General features: G+C 37.1%; 16 protein-coding genes and 1 riboswitch. Of the genes, 2 read left to right on the top strand and 14 right to left on the bottom strand.

Annotated elements, in window-relative coordinates:
• Window positions 1-89: 89 nt before the first annotated feature.
• The 3 genes from AOC36_RS02200 to AOC36_RS02190 form a co-directional block, all read right to left on the bottom strand.
• A complete protein-coding gene (locus AOC36_RS02200) occupies window positions 90-542 on the bottom strand; it encodes an 8-oxo-dGTP diphosphatase (protein WP_067630789.1) in 453 nt (150 codons plus the stop codon).
• 68 nt (window positions 543-610) lie between these two features.
• A complete protein-coding gene (locus AOC36_RS02195) occupies window positions 611-1,291 on the bottom strand; it encodes an HAD family hydrolase (protein ID WP_067630786.1) in 681 nt (226 codons plus the stop codon).
• A 55-nt stretch (window positions 1,292-1,346) separates the two neighbouring features.
• Complete coding sequence (locus AOC36_RS02190) at window positions 1,347-1,745, bottom strand: MerR family transcriptional regulator (protein ID WP_067630783.1); 399 nt, start codon at window positions 1,743-1,745, stop codon at window positions 1,347-1,349.
• A gap of 92 nt (window positions 1,746-1,837) precedes the next feature.
• Here AOC36_RS02190 and AOC36_RS02185 point away from each other — a divergent pair, with 92 nt between their 5' ends.
• The gene (locus AOC36_RS02185) at window positions 1,838-2,416 is read left to right on the top strand and encodes a histidine phosphatase family protein (protein ID WP_232505382.1); all 579 of its coding nucleotides are present in this window, start codon (window positions 1,838-1,840) and stop codon (window positions 2,414-2,416) included.
• 258 nt (window positions 2,417-2,674) lie between these two features.
• Here the strand turns inward: AOC36_RS02185 and AOC36_RS02180 are convergent, their stop codons facing one another.
• From AOC36_RS02180 to AOC36_RS02140, 9 genes are all read right to left on the bottom strand, one after another.
• Window positions 2,675-4,150, bottom strand: coding sequence for an ISL3 family transposase (locus AOC36_RS02180; protein WP_067629964.1), 1,476 nt, complete (start codon window positions 4,148-4,150; stop codon window positions 2,675-2,677).
• Window positions 4,151-4,283: 133 nt separating this feature from the next.
• Complete coding sequence (locus AOC36_RS02175; RefSeq protein ID WP_067629969.1) at window positions 4,284-4,754, bottom strand: DUF6431 domain-containing protein; 471 nt, start codon at window positions 4,752-4,754, stop codon at window positions 4,284-4,286.
• Window positions 4,755-5,222: 468 nt separating this feature from the next.
• Window positions 5,223-6,356 (bottom strand): Mbeg1-like protein, encoded by a 1,134-nt coding sequence (locus AOC36_RS02170; protein WP_067630776.1) that lies wholly within the window; start codon window positions 6,354-6,356, stop codon window positions 5,223-5,225.
• A 76-nt stretch (window positions 6,357-6,432) separates the two neighbouring features.
• Window positions 6,433-6,711, bottom strand: coding sequence for a hypothetical protein (locus tag AOC36_RS02165; RefSeq protein WP_067630773.1), 279 nt, complete (start codon window positions 6,709-6,711; stop codon window positions 6,433-6,435).
• An 83-nt stretch (window positions 6,712-6,794) separates the two neighbouring features.
• The gene (locus AOC36_RS02160) at window positions 6,795-7,652 is read right to left on the bottom strand and encodes a phosphatase PAP2 family protein (RefSeq protein ID WP_067630770.1); all 858 of its coding nucleotides are present in this window, start codon (window positions 7,650-7,652) and stop codon (window positions 6,795-6,797) included.
• 24 nt (window positions 7,653-7,676) lie between these two features.
• Window positions 7,677-10,439 (bottom strand): glycoside hydrolase family 3 C-terminal domain-containing protein, encoded by a 2,763-nt coding sequence (locus AOC36_RS02155; RefSeq protein ID WP_067630765.1) that lies wholly within the window; start codon window positions 10,437-10,439, stop codon window positions 7,677-7,679.
• Between the two features lie 12 nt (window positions 10,440-10,451).
• The gene (locus AOC36_RS02150) at window positions 10,452-12,842 is read right to left on the bottom strand and encodes a beta-glucosidase (RefSeq protein WP_198401191.1); all 2,391 of its coding nucleotides are present in this window, start codon (window positions 12,840-12,842) and stop codon (window positions 10,452-10,454) included.
• 115 nt (window positions 12,843-12,957) lie between these two features.
• Complete coding sequence (locus AOC36_RS02145; protein WP_067630762.1) at window positions 12,958-14,016, bottom strand: AraC family transcriptional regulator; 1,059 nt, start codon at window positions 14,014-14,016, stop codon at window positions 12,958-12,960.
• Between the two features lie 117 nt (window positions 14,017-14,133).
• Window positions 14,134-15,336 carry a cation:proton antiporter gene (locus AOC36_RS02140; RefSeq protein ID WP_067630760.1) on the bottom strand — a complete coding sequence of 401 codons (1,203 nt, stop codon included), beginning with the start codon at window positions 15,334-15,336 and terminating at the stop codon, window positions 14,134-14,136.
• 47 nt (window positions 15,337-15,383) lie between these two features.
• Window positions 15,384-15,456: riboswitch (Fluoride riboswitch) on the bottom strand.
• A 458-nt stretch (window positions 15,457-15,914) separates the two neighbouring features.
• Here AOC36_RS02140 and mltG point away from each other — a divergent pair.
• Window positions 15,915-16,967, top strand: a complete 1,053-nt coding sequence (gene mltG / locus AOC36_RS02135; protein WP_067630758.1) for an endolytic transglycosylase MltG — start codon at window positions 15,915-15,917, stop codon at window positions 16,965-16,967.
• 98 nt (window positions 16,968-17,065) lie between these two features.
• On the opposite strand, the gene AOC36_RS02130 is transcribed toward mltG, so the two are convergent.
• Entirely contained in the window at window positions 17,066-17,638 is a 573-nt protein-coding gene (locus AOC36_RS02130; protein ID WP_067630756.1) for a bactofilin family protein, read from the bottom strand.
• 18 nt (window positions 17,639-17,656) lie between these two features.
• Window positions 17,657-18,079 (bottom strand): hypothetical protein, encoded by a 423-nt coding sequence (locus AOC36_RS02125; protein WP_067630754.1) that lies wholly within the window; start codon window positions 18,077-18,079, stop codon window positions 17,657-17,659.
• Between the last annotated feature and the right edge of the window lie 48 nt (window positions 18,080-18,127).

Raw genomic sequence — 18,127 nt, 5'->3', positions numbered from 1 at the left:
ATTAGAAGTAAGTATAATCATATTTGAGTTCTTTATGAGTGGCGTTTTTTTTAAACATTTTTATCCTAAGATTCATATGTTAATTACAATTATTTAATATCAAATTTCCACTCATTTTCCTCTAAATAATAATAAAACTCTGATTTTTCACCAGTAAAAATATTAACCATTTCTTCAAAGTCAACTGAAAGTTGATAATCTGTCAAATTTGCTTTTTTTATCCAAAAGACTTCACCTTCGTTTGAAGATTTGAGAACACCAGAAAATGAATTTGTTCTAAAGAAAAATACAATATATCGACCATTATCGGTAGGGAAATGTTTGACACCACACAAAACAACATTATCAATATCTAAACCTGTTTCTTCTTTTACTTCCCTAATTGCTGAGTCAACAAGTGATTCTCCTCTTTCTATATGTCCGCCAGGAAAGGTAAGCCCGACATACTCTGGATCATTTTCCCCGGTTTTATTCAAAACCAATATTTTATCTCCATCTTCAATCATGCACATGTTAGTAAGTGTAACAACTTCCGTTCTCATATACTTCTCATCCTTTCAACTATTCATTATTAATTTGATTAAAAATTCAACTGCATCATATCCATTGTTTAGTAATTCAGCAAACACAAAATCTCATGCAAATCTTTAATAGTGTAATCTGAACTATAGCAAGGGTGTTCTGGCTGATATTGTCCAAGTCCTTTCATGATCCTAACGGTTGTGAAACCGAGTTTCTTTGCCGGCACAATATCGTTATCAGGTCTATCGCCAATATAAATACAATTATCAGCAGTTGTATTTGCTTCTTGCAGAGCCTTTTGAAAAATTTGAGGATTTGGTTTTTTAACACCAGCTTCATGCGATGATACTATTACCTTGAAAAATTTGTATATACCGTGTTCGAATAAACGGTTCTCAAGTCCTTCAATTTGATTTGCAATAATACCCAATTTGTATCTCTTAGATAGCTTTTCGAGTGTCGAATAGGTGTCTTCATAAATTACTTCTGATTTAGCATTCCATTTTGGTCTTTCTTTATTGCTAAACTGTTCCCAAACAGATCTTATAGGTTTCAGTCCATTCTTAGAAGCATCAATCATCAAATTATAATAATCAGTTTCTGATACAACTATATTTTTTTTAGATAATCTATCAACGCATTGTTTGACGTGGTCCTCATAACATTTGGTTTCATTGGTAAGAGTATAACCAACATCGAAGAATATCCATTTCTTATTACCTAATTGAGAGCTATCATTTTCTATGGATTCTTTTAGTCTGGTTGTCATAGATACCTCCTAAAATTCTAAAACTATTAATTTAACTATATCATGGTCGTTTTTATTATGCTTCATCTAGATTTAGATTACTGGTAAGCGCAATTTTACCCGCTAACACATCATCGTAGTATTGTTGTTTTGTATCGATAAAATCCAAGGATCTTTGAATGACTGATAAACGCGCTTCCAGGTCTTGCTTTGTTTCTTCAAGCATTGCTTTGCGTTTAAGAATTGAATCCATTCCCTCATAGGCATACGCCATGTATTGTTTCATATCCTTAATACTCATGCCACAATCTCTTAGACATAAAAGTCCACTGATCCATTGGATGTCTTTCTCACTGAAAATACGGTGATTGTTTTTATCCCGCGTGTGATTGGGTACAAGCCCTTCATTGCAGTAATATTTCAATGTTTCATAACTGAGATCCAGTTGTGTACACACTTCTTTCATTGTTGCCATAAAAAACCCTCCATATCACTTGACCGGTAGTTACAACCGTGTTGTATAGTAATTATATGCGATAAACCGCGTATTGACAAGAGGAGGCACTGATGAAAAATGTATATCTAGTACGTCATGGGCAGACGTTATTTAACCGCCAAAAGAAAATCCAAGGGTTTTGTGATTCTCCCTTAACAGACATTGGAATCAAACAAGCACAGATTGCGAAAGCACATCTTGATGAAATTGGAATTGTATTTGATCGAGCATTCAGTTCAACATCAGAACGTGCCATTGATACCTTAAAACTCATTACAAATATTCCCTTCGAAACCGACAAAAACTTAAGAGAATGGAACTTTGGTGATTTGGAGGCTGAAGGGGAACACTTAAATCCACCCCTTCCATATCGTGATTTCTTTGTGCAATTTGGGGGCGAGGATGAAGATGACTTCAACAAACGAATTACACTTGCAATCAAAGAGGTTGTTGATAAGAGTGATGGCGAAAACATTCTCATCGTATCCCACGGTGCAGCAATTGCTCAATTTTATCGTAAATGGGAACATACAAGTGATGTAAAACGCACCACCCGTATTCAAAATTGTTCATTCTTAAACTATGCATATGATGGACAAACATTCAAACTTCAAGAAATCATCAATCACGACTTCAGTTCACTTGAGTAAAAACCCCGACTTTTTGACGTCTCGTATCCTTAAGTTAACTGTTACTCATTCGCAGATTACAATGAGGTATTCCTACTTTAAAATGGACCCTAAAAAAAGGCGGTCTGAAATAACTTGGGGATAATTCAGAAAATGATATAAAATAACTTGGGGAGTAAGTTACCCCAAACAAGTTTGTTAAAGACCAAAGGGAAGCGTAGTCGCACATGACTATAGCTTCCCTCTTTTTGTTATAGTATATCAATAATGAGTCATTTCTTAAGAGAGTCCTTTGTCATAGGTTGTTTTAATTATTGGGTTAATTCGATATGTTGCGTCTTCATTAAGCACATACAACACACGATTCCTAAACCGCTCCCAATTACGATAGCCACTTGCATTGTTTTTTATTTGCTTGATTATGCGATTTCGATTCTCAATCAACGCACTGTTTATGTGTGTTATGGAAACTTCATAATGGGTTTCTCCTGTTTTCTTATTTGTGACCTTTGTGCATTTTTCTACTTTATTGAAAGTTGCGACAATTTCATTTTTCCACTTTCCTAAAGTTCGGCTAAAATCAACGATTGATGCAACTCTACTCTGAGCCATCACTCTGATGAGTGTGTTCAGATTCTCGTGTGCATTCTCAGCTTTTGATTCATTGAAGAATTGATCGAGTAAGAACTTCATGTTATATGCATCTTCAAGGCCATTGCTCGTTTGAAGAATTAGGTCTATTATGTCGTAAAGGTTTAGAAACTTTCCCAATTTCTTATTGCGTTGTTTCGGTACATTTGGATCAAATATATTGTATTTCTTATCTTTAACTGTGGTTGTTGCTTTGGGGTTTTTATAGAGTAACCAGTTGAACTTTTTAAGCAGATAGTATTGCTGGTCACGCTTATAATATTCTTGTCTTTTGACTTTATCTTCTGTTTGCTTCCAGTTCTTAGGAGGTTTTAGTTTCTTCATAGTGTCTACCCTAATAGAGTCGATACGTTTCATTAAATCACTATAAACATGAAAACGATCAACACTGATAAACGCGTTTGGAAGGAATTGTTTTGCGACGACTCTATAGCTATACCACATGTCGATTCCAATACCTAAGACTCCTTTGCGTTCTTCAAGGGGGATTTGGCTAAAATACGCGACTAAGTCTTGTTTCTTACGGGACGGTAATATATCTACGATATTCTTTGTCATTGCATCAATAAGAACGCATACATAATCACTGCGATCACTGTGGTACGCATAACATTCATCAATAAGCAGATAAGCGGGTAGTTTTTGTCTGGAGACAGAAACGTGGGAATCGAAAATAGATGATACTGTAGTGGGAGATAACCGATATCTATTGGCAACTGTGGTAAACGTTTCATGTGGCGATTTAAGATCATTCAGGACATTATATACGGTCAGCTGAGTAATCTTCATATTTCGATACGCAAATGGATTGTGTTCAAAAAAGCATTTATTACACGTTGTGCATTTATAACGTCGTGCACGGTAACGAATGTAACAGGGTATATGTGTTACCAGTGAGTGGAGAAGCTTCTTTTCAGAATAATCTTTGATTGTGGATGTTTTGCTTTCACAAATTGGGCATGTTTGTTCCTCTACCTGAAGCGTAATGTACACATTCAATGCGTCACTTTGACCTTTGATATCAATCTTCTGGACTTGATGGTGTTCTAAGTTAAATAATTCAAGAATTTTTTCGTTACTTAAAAGAGTGGCATTAGCGTTCATAGAAACCCTGCCTCTCTTTGACTATTTTGATAAGGTTTCATTATGTATCTTGCTCCTAAATATAAAAATGATTGTCTGTTATTTAAATAACCATCTTCATTATATTCAATCTGAGGAGTTAAAACTATTTTTCTCATGTTGGTGAAGTAATGGCGGAATGATAGATATTCCGTTTTGTGGATAATATGAAGTAATTCAATCGTTCCAAATAACTTAAATGTCTCACCGATTCATAATCGTTAAAACGTATTTTTATCCGAATATATGTTGATTCATCAATATCAGTTAAAAGCGTGCTATCAAGTTCATGGGTTAATATTATTTCAATTGTGGGTACAGACAGTTGAAAATAGGGAAGTAAGTTACTTGGTATTATTGCATGAGTTCTCTTACATTGATTACAAAAGAAACGTGCGATTTCTACGACAATGGTTAATCGCCCAGTAATTATGGTTTTCGGATAGTATCCATAACGAATCAGTGTATCTGTTTTTGAACAGCACGGACAAGGTATTGTTTTTGGATTAATTGAATTGAGAAATTTGTAATATTCCTTTTGAGAAAACTGTTTATTATTGAATGTGTTTGAGAAAACTGTTATCATATTCTTACTCCTTTATAGGAGGTATTGGATTGGTAGAAACTTAGGTCTGGAAACTTGGGGTTTCTACCATTTTATTAACCTCGTTAAACTAATAATACAAAAAAAATCACTTTAATACAGCACTTAATTGTGCATAAAGTAAAGTGATTTTTTATTCTGCTGGTCTAAGATAATCAGTTTACAACAGAAATCCCCAAACTTCTTTAAAGACAGAGGCTAGAGCAAGATTACCTCACCCCAAGAAATAGTGTTGCGAGTGAAAACCCCAAGTAAAGTTTAATATCCTAAAAAAAGAGGATAGACAAAGAGGTACTGTCACTTATTCGTGATAGTACCTCTTTTGGCATAGAAAATATTCTCTTCTGTCTAAATTATATCCTTGACTTTAGAACTAGTTTATTCTGAACAGATACCCATTTAACACAGCAAGTGTTCAAGAATAAAGGTAGCTTCATCCAAAACACGAAATTAAGGTGTTGGGTCTTTTGAACTTGAGGTATCTTCTTCATTCGATAGCACGCGTTTAGAGATTTGATTCACTGTTTCTTTAACCTTCATCTTCGCGGTTGAAGACAAGGTCGTCTTGATGATATCCGCTAAAAGTCGCACTGATTCATCATCAGCATGTTGATAGACTTGCGATATTTTACGAACATTATCAAAGGTGAAGAGTTCTCGCAATTGATCAATTTGATCCAACTTATACGTCTTCATGGCGTCAAACACTTGAGTAAGGGCAGTTTCTCTGTGTTCAAGAGGAATGTCAATCAAAACATCTTGAAGGGATTTTGATAGAAATTGTGCATTCTCACTGAGTTGACTTACAACTTCAAAATGACCATTCTTTATTTTCCAGGTATAGGGGTTGTGCTGAAGCACACCCAGTTGCGAACTTTTGATAATGGTTTGTGTTTCCGATGATTCAAGCAGTAATCCAATCACTGAAGATTCAGGAACATACTTTTTAACTTTTTTTAGGATTTGAATATAGCCTTTACTGCGAATGATTTCATGTTGAAATCCCGGGCCATCAAAGTTATACACCTTTTTTAGGTGGGCTTTACGCCTGAGGGTCGATGCGGCATAAACGGCAACGTTTCCGCCTTTTGAATGGCCCCCACAATACAAAGGTTGTTTTGAAGTTGATGCGATTTTGTTTAGATAGTCTGATGCAATATGATGGGATGGAATATCCTCTGAATAGGATAAAACAAAGTCTTCTTTCCATCCTACCACAGTAGGCATGGTCCCTCTAAATGCTACAAAAAGTGCAGATTTATTAACCCTTAAGAGGATTGAAGCATATTGAAACACCGATTCAACATCGGTTTCACTCACAAATTCCACGATCTCAACATTTCCAAACTGCGTATTTTGCATCATTTCTTTGAGTAAACTATAATGTGGTTTTAGATAACTTGTCATTGGGATGTGTTCAAAATCAAAGAGTACAAGATCTTTAATCTTAAGGGGCATGTTTTTATGAAACCCTTCGATGAGTTCAAACTGAAAATATGGGAGGATGGATAATACCAACGCGTCAACAGGATTTTCAAGATCAACCGCTGTATCTTTCTCTTTTATATATTGAATAACATTCATGATACCACCCCTTTACACTATTCATTATAGTCAAACTCGGTTTAAATATCTAGCGTATCTATAGCAAAACGCACCCTTAGGTGCGCTTTGATGTCAGTATTTTGGAAACGGAATCCTCTATTTCTTTCTTAACAAAAATCATGTAATTGTTGATAACAGGGTGTGTTTCATGAAGTGGTGGTTCTGAACTTCCTGCCCATCTTAGCGTTGACTTTACGCCTAAGTCTTCTTCCGGATTATTATTTGTATCCACAGTCTTCACTTTATAGTGAACCTTATTAGAATCTAACTTAGTACATATTTCTTGAAATAAGCGTTCATCACGTGTCTCAAATACTTTCGTGTGAAATAGCATTTCCTTTTCACTCCTCTTTTTTATTATATCACTTATAAAATCAATTTTTGTAGATTTACACTCATGATTTTTAAAAGAGTTGCTTAGATTTTTTTATCGCTATAAAACAGTTGATGTCCAACTATAAATACAACCACAAATACTGTGAAACCCATGGTTACATCCGTTAGGAAGTGTGCTCCCATCACCAATCTTGAGAAGGCAATCACCAATGTAATCCCAACACAACTCCAGAAGAAACCATTTTTATATTTTGTGAGTGACGTATTGAGATATGGAAGAATGCACAATCCAAAAATACATGCAGCACTTGCAGTGTGTCCAGATGGAAATGACTTGAACTCCTCAGAAATCACACCGGTTGGCATGAGTTTATCTTTTAAGTCTGATCCAATGATCCACCAATTTTGAAATGTTGCATCTGGATTGGATGCGATTAAGCGCATGCGTGGTCTTCCCCATAGTACCTTAATTCCATTAATCAATAAGATTTGAAAGAATACAATGAAGATTAAGAACCAGCCATAATTTCTTAGTTGTTTTTTATCGCCTGTATTCAACAGCCGCAAAATAAGTGCATTAACACAGACAAACAATACAATGTTAATGATTACAACCATCATAAATGATGCGTTTGGATAATACATTGTAGGCTCATGTGATGCCATGAATAACCCAAATGCATTGAATACAATCCCTACGAGAACTTGTAGTATCGTCCCTATTCCTAACTTTTTTTCACTCCCAACAATCAATAGTGTTCCTCCGATGCTCATCATCAAGGACGCTGGCATCTGACCATAGGCTGCTAAGAATACCGCAATCGGATTTTCGATATTGAATATTGCTTGAGATATTTGATAATCCCACAGTGATCCGATGAACATGAGTGCAATTAGAATCACACTTAAAATTTGAAAATTCCCCTTATATGCTTTCATTTGATTTCTTCTCCCGCTTCGTTATTAATCAAAAATATATGTTTGTAGGATTGCATAGAAAATATTGTGTGCCGATTGTTTTAATCCCGTTCCATAAAGTTCTGGATTTGATTTAAACGACTTCTTCAAACTTCTTTCTTGTAGTTTTGGTGTCAGAATATCAAGCATCAAGTCATTCCCTGAGATAATTGCATCTTCGGCTTTCATAAATCCAAAGACCGCATCACTGGATACCATCCCAACAAAGCCCCACTCTTCTCTTAATATATCTTGAAGTAAGTTTGTATTTGCACCGGCCCATGTCGTTCCAATAAGAGAGAAGCTTGACATAGCACCAGTTGCACCACCCTCTTTAACTGTAATTTCAAATGGTTTTAGGTATAACTCACGAATTGCTTGTTCATTTGACCAAACTGTAATTCCTGAACGTGCATTTGTCTCTTGATCATTCATCATAAAGTGCTTCATGAATACAATTACACCTTGATCCTCAGATCCTTTTGTCATATTAGCGGATGTATATCCAGATAGGATTGGGTCTTCTGAGAAGTACTCAAAGTTACGGCCACCTTGGGCTGTACGGTGTAAGTTCATCGCAGGCGCATACCATCCTTGAATGCCATACGCAACACCTTCTCGTCCAATTGCTTCTCCCATCGTATAAGCAAGTTCCTGATTCCATGTTGAGGAAACAAGGATTTCACTTGGGTATCCTGCAGTATCAAGGGATCCAAAGAAGTAGCTAAAGCCTGCTGGCCCATCCATAAGAAGTGTTTGCGGAACACCCAGACGTTCAATTCCTACAGTTTTGTATGCACCATTTGTCACAAGTTCGATCAATTCATTGGCTGTGAATTGGCTTAGGAATAAATCCCATGTTTCATCATCATAATCGAGCCCTTTGAGATCTTCGAGCTTTAACCCATGATCTTCACCAAAGGTTTCATTTTTTGAACCTTCTGGTGCAACACGTGGTGCACTGAGTGCTTCTAATAAGATATCAGAAGCCGTTGTATTTAGATTATCCAGGGTTGGAAATGTATTTTCCCAATCATTTCTCGAAAGATATGTAAGGGCTCCATTTGCATATTCAAAGCGATTTTCATATGCAACTTGTGTGTCTTTATCTGTTTGGTACACAACTGTTTCTTCTACAGTGTACTCAACACTTTGCGCAATGTCATGAACATTTCTGCCAAGTTTTATGGTATAAAGTCCGTGTTCAAGAACATATGCTTCTAAATCATTCATATCGTATGAAGCCATATCACGAACATCAAAGGTTAAGGTAAGGGTTTCACGTGCGCCTGGTTCGAGTGTTTGTGTTTTTCCATAAGTTACAAGGTTGATTGCGGACTTCTCAATGCCACCTTCATAATATGGTGCACTGTAATATGCTTGAACAACATCTTTCCCTGCAACATCACCTGTATTTACAACTTCGACATTCACGGTAATTGTGTCCTTATTAAGGTCTGTCGATACAATATTCCAATCAAAGTTTGTATAGCTTAATCCATATCCAAATGGGTATTGAACTGCTTTAGCATAGCCTTCTTCATTTCCTAAATAATAAGTTTCATAGAAGCGATACCCTACATAAATACCTTCTTCATAGTTAATGAATGCAAATTTTGTATTATCATATTGGAAATCACCAAAGTTAACACTTGCTGGTGAGGAAGATGGATCATAAGCATAGGTACTTGTGAGACGTCCTGAAGGATTGATGTTTCCCATCAAGATGTTTGCAAGTGCACGTGTTCCAAAAGGTCCTGGAGTTCCAATCCATACTGCTGATTTTATTGTGTCATATTCTTCAATGAACCCCAGTTCAATGGCGTTTCCTGCATTGATGATGATGGTAACATCAGAGAAGTTTTCAGCTACTTTTTCAATGAGAGCACGTCTATTATCTGAGAGTTTTAATTGGTCTAATGAGAAGTCACTTGCTTCTGTACCAGAACTTGAAATAACAATGACTGCTTTATTTGAGTACGCTTTAGCTTGTGTGAGGACTTCATCACTTAGGTGATCAATTGTTGGCTCATCAATTGAGGTTTTTCCAAGTAATCCCTTAACTACCTCAAAGAGCCCTGATCCACTGGAACCTCCGGATGATTTTTCTTTATAAAAATCAGCAAGATCTTTGTTGTATTCGAGACCTACTTGGTCAAACGCTTCAAATAAGTCAATGGCATGCGTGTCATTTGAAGCACCTGATCCCCCACCACCATAGCGAATTTCATGGGCAGCAGTTCCAAAAACATTGACTTTGTCTGTACTTGAAAAAGGTAATGAATGGTCTTCATTTTTCAATAAGACAATTCCTTCTTCAACGATTTCTTCGGACACTTTTTCACCATGTAAACGTGCTGCAATTGCTTCTGGAGTTGAGGTATTAGCACTCACATCCTTTGATGTTACTGCTCGGTATAGATTATTAATAGTTGGTCCATATTGAACAGTTATAAAAGCAAAAATGATCACAACCACACCCCATTTGAGTGCACGACGCGGGCGATTATAGACTTTTTTATAAATCTTGTCTTCTTTCTTTTGCGTACGCTTTTCTTTGCGTTCCATTGCTTTAAGATCTTGCTTATGTGCATTTTTCGCGTGTTTACGCGCAATCTTTTCTTGCTTAATACGTGAAGCTTTTTCATCTTTACTTAATGCATTAAGTGCTTCTTTGTTTGTCTTTTCGAGTGCTTTAGCGCGTTTGACCTCGTCGACAATCCGTGCTTTACGCTGTTTTCTTTGTTCGAAATATTCTTTAAAATTCATGTCTTCTCCTCATTAATTAAATAGGTAATTCTTTACAAACCTAAACAGTCCTTTGAAAAAGTGACCGTTAAACATATCCATAAGTCCATCTAAAGCTTTCATATTGACCCGTCCAGCTGACATCCGCGCAATGCCTCTAAAGGGAAGGTTTTGCGCAAATCGTACATTATTGGCAGCAATCGGATTGCCACGCCACATAAAGAATTTGTACAGCATATCAATAAGCCAGTTTACAAACCGACCAAATACACTTTTGGTGCGTGCTTGTTCGATGATGTCATTGAGTTCTAAGGTTTTCTTAGGATCCCATTCACTTTCTGGAAGCTTAAAGTCAAGCAGGGATTGGAATGATGCTTGAGTGATGTTTTTGAGTTCAAGGTTTTGATATTGCATGGGTGTGTAGATATCCTCGATATCAACGTTTCCATCTCGATCGATGCTTTGCGTTAATCGAATATCGCGTGATGATGCCCCAACCATGATCTCATATTGGCCTTTTTCACTGTCCCAACAGCCTTTGTTTACATTATAAAAACTAAATGCATGGTCTCTATAGGGAATGGTGATTGTGGTCTTTTCATGTGCTTCTAAGTGTACCTTCGCATATCCTGCAAGTTCTTGTTTGGGTCTTAGGATTGTTGAGTCACATTTGTGAACATATACTTGGACCACTTCACTTCCTGCCACTTCACCCGTATTTTCAAGGGTAACTGTAACACCGTCTGGATTGAGGGTCATGCTTTCATAATGAAACTGGGTATAAGATAGACCATATCCAAACGGGAACAACACATTTTCTTGAACGGTATCAAAGTAACGGTATCCAATGAAGATGCCTTCACGGTGTTCAGAGGTGTTTTGATGTCCTGGGAAATATGCAGAAGATGCAACATCTTCATATTTAATAGGATAGGTCTCTGCCAGTTTTCCTGAAGGATTTACGGCACCACTTAATACATCAAATAATGCAAGACCACCGGCTTGACCTGGCAAGTATCCATGAATGCACCCATCCAGTGCTTCCATAAATGGCAGTTCTACAGGAGAACCTCCTGCTAAGATTACAATTACGGGTTTCCCTGTTTCGACAATAGCTTGAATGCAATCAAGTTGGTTTTGTTGAAGCTTCATATGTTGACGATCAACACCTTCTGCTTCGCTGCTTTCATCAAGTCCTAAGAATACAAGAACTGTATCAACCATTTTTGATAAATTGACTGCTTCCCTGACTAATCGCGGATCTGTTTTCCCATAACGATGGAACCCTTGCGCATACCCTGCAATGGTATAATCACTGGCCATTAAAGTATCATAGAGGTTATCACATCGTGTTGGGTTGATGAGTGAACTTCCAGCACCTTGATAGCGTGGATTTACCATGAAATCGCCTACCAAACCATAACGTGTGTCCTTTTTTAATGGAAGGATTTGATGATCATTTTTCAATAAAACAATCGAAGCTTGAGCAGCTTGTCGTGCGATTTGGTGCTGTGCATCCATATCAACCTGTACCCCTTCAACCTTTTTATCGATTAAATGATTTAAAAAGTTTAGGTATTCCTCAACACGATCATTAAGCATTGATTCTTCCAAGGTTCCATGATGAATTGCATCCACAATGTCTTGATCCGTCATGCCATTCGTTGACGGCATTTCCAAATGATTTCCTGCTTTAAGTCCTAAAACGCGATCATTATTTCCACCCCAATCAGTAACAACAAGACCCTTGAAGTTCCATTGATTTCTTAAGATATCCACCAGAAGGTGGGTATTTTCATTGGCATAGGTCCCATTGACTTTGTTGTAGGATGTCATGATTGAGTCAACTTCGCCATCCTCTACAGCAATCCTAAATGATTCTAAATAAAGTTCATGAAGGGCTCTTTCATCAACAATTTCGTCCACAGACATTCTGTGGAACTCTTGTGAGTTGACCGCATAGTGCTTGGCACAGGCTGCAATACCTTGGCTTTGCATGCCCTTAATCATGCTTGCAGATAACGATCCACTCAGGTATGGATCTTCTGAGAAATACTCAAAGTTTCGTCCTGAAAGTGGGTTGCGTTTGATATTCATGCCCGGTCCTAACACAACACCCACATTCTCATATGCGCCTTCTTTCCCAAGTGCCTCACCAACCTTATACAGTATGGTTTGATCCCAACTGTTTGCTAATGTAGCTGCAGGTGGAAAACACGTTGCGGGTATGCTCTTATTGAGTCCAAGATGGTCGGCTTTTCCACCTTGTTTTCTTAAACCATGCGGTCCATCGGTAAGCATAATTGATGGAATATTCAATCGTTCGATTGCTTTAGAATTCCAAAAGTTTGCACCCGACAATAAAGAAGCCTTCTCCTTAAGTGTGAGCTCCTTCATCACATGCTGTATATCTATTCGTTCCACTTTATCACCTTTTCTTTGAATGCGATTACATTATTAGTTTACAATCATTTGTAGATCAACCCATTAACCAAATACGACTTTAATGTCAAGATATTGACTATAAACGAGAAAAACGCTATATTTTATAGCGTTTTCGATATTCATCGGGGGTAATTTGTTTTCGATTTTTAAATATTTTGTAGAAATATGAGATATTTGAATATCCTGTTTTATCCGCAATCTCAACAACACGTAATTCGGTTGTCGCAAGATATTCACACGCTTTCTCAAGTCGAATGTCTTGGACATACTGGATAAATGTCTTTCCTGTCATTTCCTTTACCAGTCGGTTAAAATAGTCTTTCGTGTAGCCATATAAATCCACAAGTTGTTGGAGTGAAATTGTTGCGTAGTGTTCATTTATATAATGACTCATCTCTTCAAATACAAGGTAGCGATATCCTTTTGCCGGTTGTGACGTATCCTTTCCATGCAGGGAATTCATATGGGTAAAAAATCGGATAAATAGTCCTCTAAGAATACTTTTATACCCTGGTTTCTTCGCGTCGATTTCTTGAATGATTAATTCTAAGAGTTGTTTGGTTTCGTCAAATTTGTCAATGTCGTGATATAAAACATATTCTGCTTCCATTGTAGATTTTGACAGGGATCGATTCATAAATTTTCGAAACTGCAGATTTTCAACATAATCAAGGATGGACGCTACATACTTAGTATCATTAAAACCTATAAAGACGACATATAATGGCTCTACCAGTTCGTGTTCGCTGTGATATGTCATAGTGTTAATCCCTAACATATCACCTTCAGATACACTCACGATTTCACCTTGAACTTTGAAATCCAAGGAGCCACGCATTACAAAATTGAGTTCAGTGTGTCTATTTTTATGATACGGTGTTCGATTAGGAAACATCTTGAAATCCTGTGTAAATCCGAATTGATTCCATTTTAATGAATCGTGGAGTAAAGTCTGAATTTTTTTATATTCAATTTCGATATGTTCTGATTCATAGTTTAGATAGTGAACATGATATCGAAAAATTCCAGATGAAATGTCCCAGATTGATACATATACATCATCATCAAAAACCATCTCACCACTATGATTATATTTTAAATGTCGCTTATCAAGTTCTTCTAGAATTGCATCAAACGAAAAATCTTTTGTCATCGGTTCGTTCTCCTCATTCGTGTGCTCTCAACGGATCAGCCAGTTAAATAAATCGAAAGATCATGTTTTTTTATTTCATACCTATAATATCATTAATATCGAAGATACTCATCCTTTTTATGAAATGATTCTATCCGTGTTTCGATCATCTGTTAATAATTTTGGATACAAAGTATCCAAAAGCATTGCACCAATTGGTGCAGTGAATAAAATCGCGATTACAGAGATTGCGAGGATCAGTTCACCACTGGCAATCCCCATCGCAAGTGGAATCCCTCCAATTGCCGCTTGAACTGTGGCTTTTGGGATGCCTGATAAAACACAAAACAGTTTTTCTTTTAGTGTAAAATCACTGCCTGATAGACTCAATAAGATCCCTACGCCTCGAATACATAAAACAACAATCATCATGAGGATTGCGGATATTCCTGCAAAGGTTATATAGTTGATGTTTACACTTGCGCCAACGAGTGCAAATAACAAGACTTGTGCCCCGATCCATAATTTAGATAATTGGTTGGATACACTGACTGCATCCTTTGGTTGCATATTTAATAAGGTAACACCCATTGCGATCACACAGATAAGCGCTGAGAATGGGAAGAATGATTCCACATAAGATTCTACACCCATGAGTAAAAATCCAACGCTTAAGAGCAACAAGGTTTTAAATTCGAAACGGTGTTTTATCCTTTCAAAAAGCTTTGAAACAATCAATCCCAGGCCCACTCCGATTGCCACCCCTATTAATATAGAAACAGGAATCAGTAAAAATTGTGAGAATGTTAGTTTTCCTCCGCCTTGTAGTCCAAGTACGCTGGAGAATACCACAATGTTGAAAACATCGTCCACAGAGTCTCCGGTTAAGATTAGTTGTGGGATTCCTTTCTTGATACCATAGCCTTCTTTCATCAGTTTTAGCATGCGGGGTACAATGACTGCTGGGGATGCAGAGGCAATGATGGCACCCAACAAGAGTGCATCAACTGGACTGAGACCAAATAGATATTGCGAAACCATAAACGTCGCAAAGATTTCAAAACAAGCAGGAACAAAGGACATGAAAATGGCTTTATGCCCCATTTTCTTAAAGTCTGATAATTCCAAGGATAGCCCTGCTTGTGTCAAAATGATGAGCAGTGCAACTTCTCTTAAGTCCCCTGAGATATTAAGGAGGGACTCATCGAGGATATTAAACCCAAATGGCCCTAATAATATGCCTGACCACAAGAATCCTACAAGACTGGGAATCTTGACCTTTTGAAAGACTTCTTGCATGATAAACCCAATGATAAATATTAACCCGATGCTTTGTAACATACGTTTCTTCTCCTTCAAATAAAAAATGCTGACAACCCTATACTTAAAAAAGTATAGAAGTCATCAGCATATGCGGTTTGTCTTAATCAGAACAGGGAGAACTTCATTCCCTTTGTGTACTATAGCATAGATAGCGTCAATTCACAAGAACAAGACCGATTCATTTCATGAGTTTACCAAGCAAACCCTGTGAATTTCTTGAGCCAGCTGGATAAAATATATCCTTAAAATTTGTAAGTTATCCCATAATTATAGGTATGACCATTTATTGGGTATTCATATATTATTGAACTAAGTTGAATGATTCTAAGTGTGATTTCTTCTCCTTTTGTGTTGAAATCACAGTAAATAGTGCATATTTTGTTGGATTTTGGTGATATTACTCGGTTTTGGGGTATTATGTTTGCATAACCACGATGATGACATTTCCTGTAATAGAGTGCCTACCACACCCAATTTCTTGGACGTTAAGTCTAACATTTCGTCACATAACACTGTATAATATAAGCAATGGTATTTTATACAGGACCATATTATTCGTGTTTTATGTTTTCATTAGAGTAAGGAAGGTTTACCGGATGGATTTTATCCTTAAGAAAAAGTATTGGTTTATTGGGATTGGGGTAGCAATACTTGCAGTTGTTTTTATCACATTCTATTCCATGAATCGCGGGGTTACTTCTGAATCACAGATTCATACAATTAACGTTACATCAGAAGATACATATACCAGTGTGAGTCGTCACTTAGAAGAAGAAGGCGTGATTCGTTCTGCTTCATTCATGCAATTTATCTTGAGGTTCAAGTTGGATAAGACGCTCTTTGTTGGCGTGTACGAAATTGATGCTTCATGGACAACCACCCAGATTATTAAGCATTTTGATGACCAGCGTAATGCACAACCAAACGTTGTGACGATTACTTTACCCTCAGGGGGCTGGGCTAAAGACTTCGCAGCACTGCTTGGTGAAGAAACTAACTTAGAAGCTGATGAGATCTTAGCCACTTGGAATGATGCGGATTATATTGAATCCCTTGTGGAAACTTATCCATTCCTCAATGAAGTCTTAACCCTTGATGATTTGAAGGTGAAGCTTGAAGGATATTTATATCCAGATACCTATGAGTTTAAACGCATTACGACAATTGATGACGTTACCCATACAATTTTAAATAATATGGCAAAGGTCTTGGATTCCTTTGCGGATGAGATTGAACAATCCCGCTTTAGTGTCCATGAGCTCTTAACCTTAGCTTCGATTGTGAATTATGAAGGAAATACAGAAGCGTCCATGCGAACAATCGCAAATGTATTCATTAATCGCTTGGATATTAATATGACCTTGGGATCGAGTGTTACAATTTGTTATGCATTGCAAACCTATGAGTCATGGCAAGAATGTGAGCGAAACATTGATATTGACTCACCATTCAATACGTACATTCATTTAGGGCTTCCTCCAGGACCGGTTATGAACCCAGTATCACTCGCGATTGAAGCAGTCCTTAACCCTGATGATACAGATTATTTGTACTTTGTGGCGGATGTAACGACTGGTGAAATCTATTTTGCGAAAACTTATGAAGAACATCAGCGTAATGTTGAAAAGTATGTCGATCCTCATCGATAAAAATCATGCTGTGTGAATCGTTTGTATCGCGTAAGATTAATCAAAAATACACCATTAAAAAAAAGCAACTCACGCGCCGTGTGGGTTGCTTTTCATATTTAGGCATCAAGTTCATCTGTAGTAATGACAAAGTCATCATTTTTTGAATCTTGTTCCAATCCTTCTTGTGTTTGATAGTAACGTTCAATGACTGTTTCTTCATTGTGCATGGTTGGTTCGTTTACTTCTTCACTAAATACGGTATAACTTCCTTTTAGCTTCGCACCATTTTCAACAACCAATGAGGATGCGACTAAATCACCGACTACTACTGCAGTTGAAGCGATGGATACTTCGCCGCTCACCTTTACAGGTCCTTCAATTTGACCGTTAATATGGGCACTGCTTGCACTCAAAGAACCGATGATAATTGAGTCTTTATCCAACACAAAACGGTCTTCTACTGTCACGTTCCCTTCAATTTTGGCACCGTTAATCGCAATCGATGTGGACTTAATGTCTCCACTGATACAACAATCCTGTGCGAGTTCAATTTCTTTGTGACACATTACATCACCTTGGACAATCCCGGCAATACTGAGTGAATCTGTTGATTCGATATTCCCTTTGATCGTGACACCGCTTGAGATTACTGAGTAACTCTCATCCAATGCATAGTTTTTATGGTCCATAATACTTCCTCCCTTTTTTTATTTACAATCAAGTTCAACCTTTACGTCATAATCATGCTTCGTAAATGGTTCTTTTGGAATAATGATGACTTTTGTTGTTTGTGGATTACATACAAGTTTTGCTGATTCGCTTGTAACCTCACTTATTGCGTCACCAACTTTGTCTTTAATTTCCAATACCTTTTCAATGCTTTCAAGTGTGATTGAAATTCCATCATCTGAGAATACTGTAAGCTTTTGTGCGATTTCTGCCTCACTGAGCCCTAACACTTGTTGAGGATAGAAGAAATCTTCATAGAATGTACTTCCAATCGTTTTAACCTTATCTGTGACTTTCGCTTCATCGCTTTTGATAGGATTGAGTACTAGTACAATCGCAATTGCAATCGCAAGTATAAGTGCAGCTAATAGCCCCCATAGTAACCGTATTTTCTTTTTCATTCTTTAAATCCTTATTGTAATAAAAAGTATCTTTTTATTGAGTCCCTT

The sequence above is a fragment of the Erysipelothrix larvae genome, assembly GCF_001545095.1.
Taxonomy (GTDB): Bacteria; Bacillota_I; Bacilli_A; order Erysipelotrichales; family Erysipelotrichaceae; genus Erysipelothrix; species Erysipelothrix larvae.
Note: the sequence above shows the minus strand (reverse complement) of the source record. Positions and strands in the feature narration are given on the sequence as shown.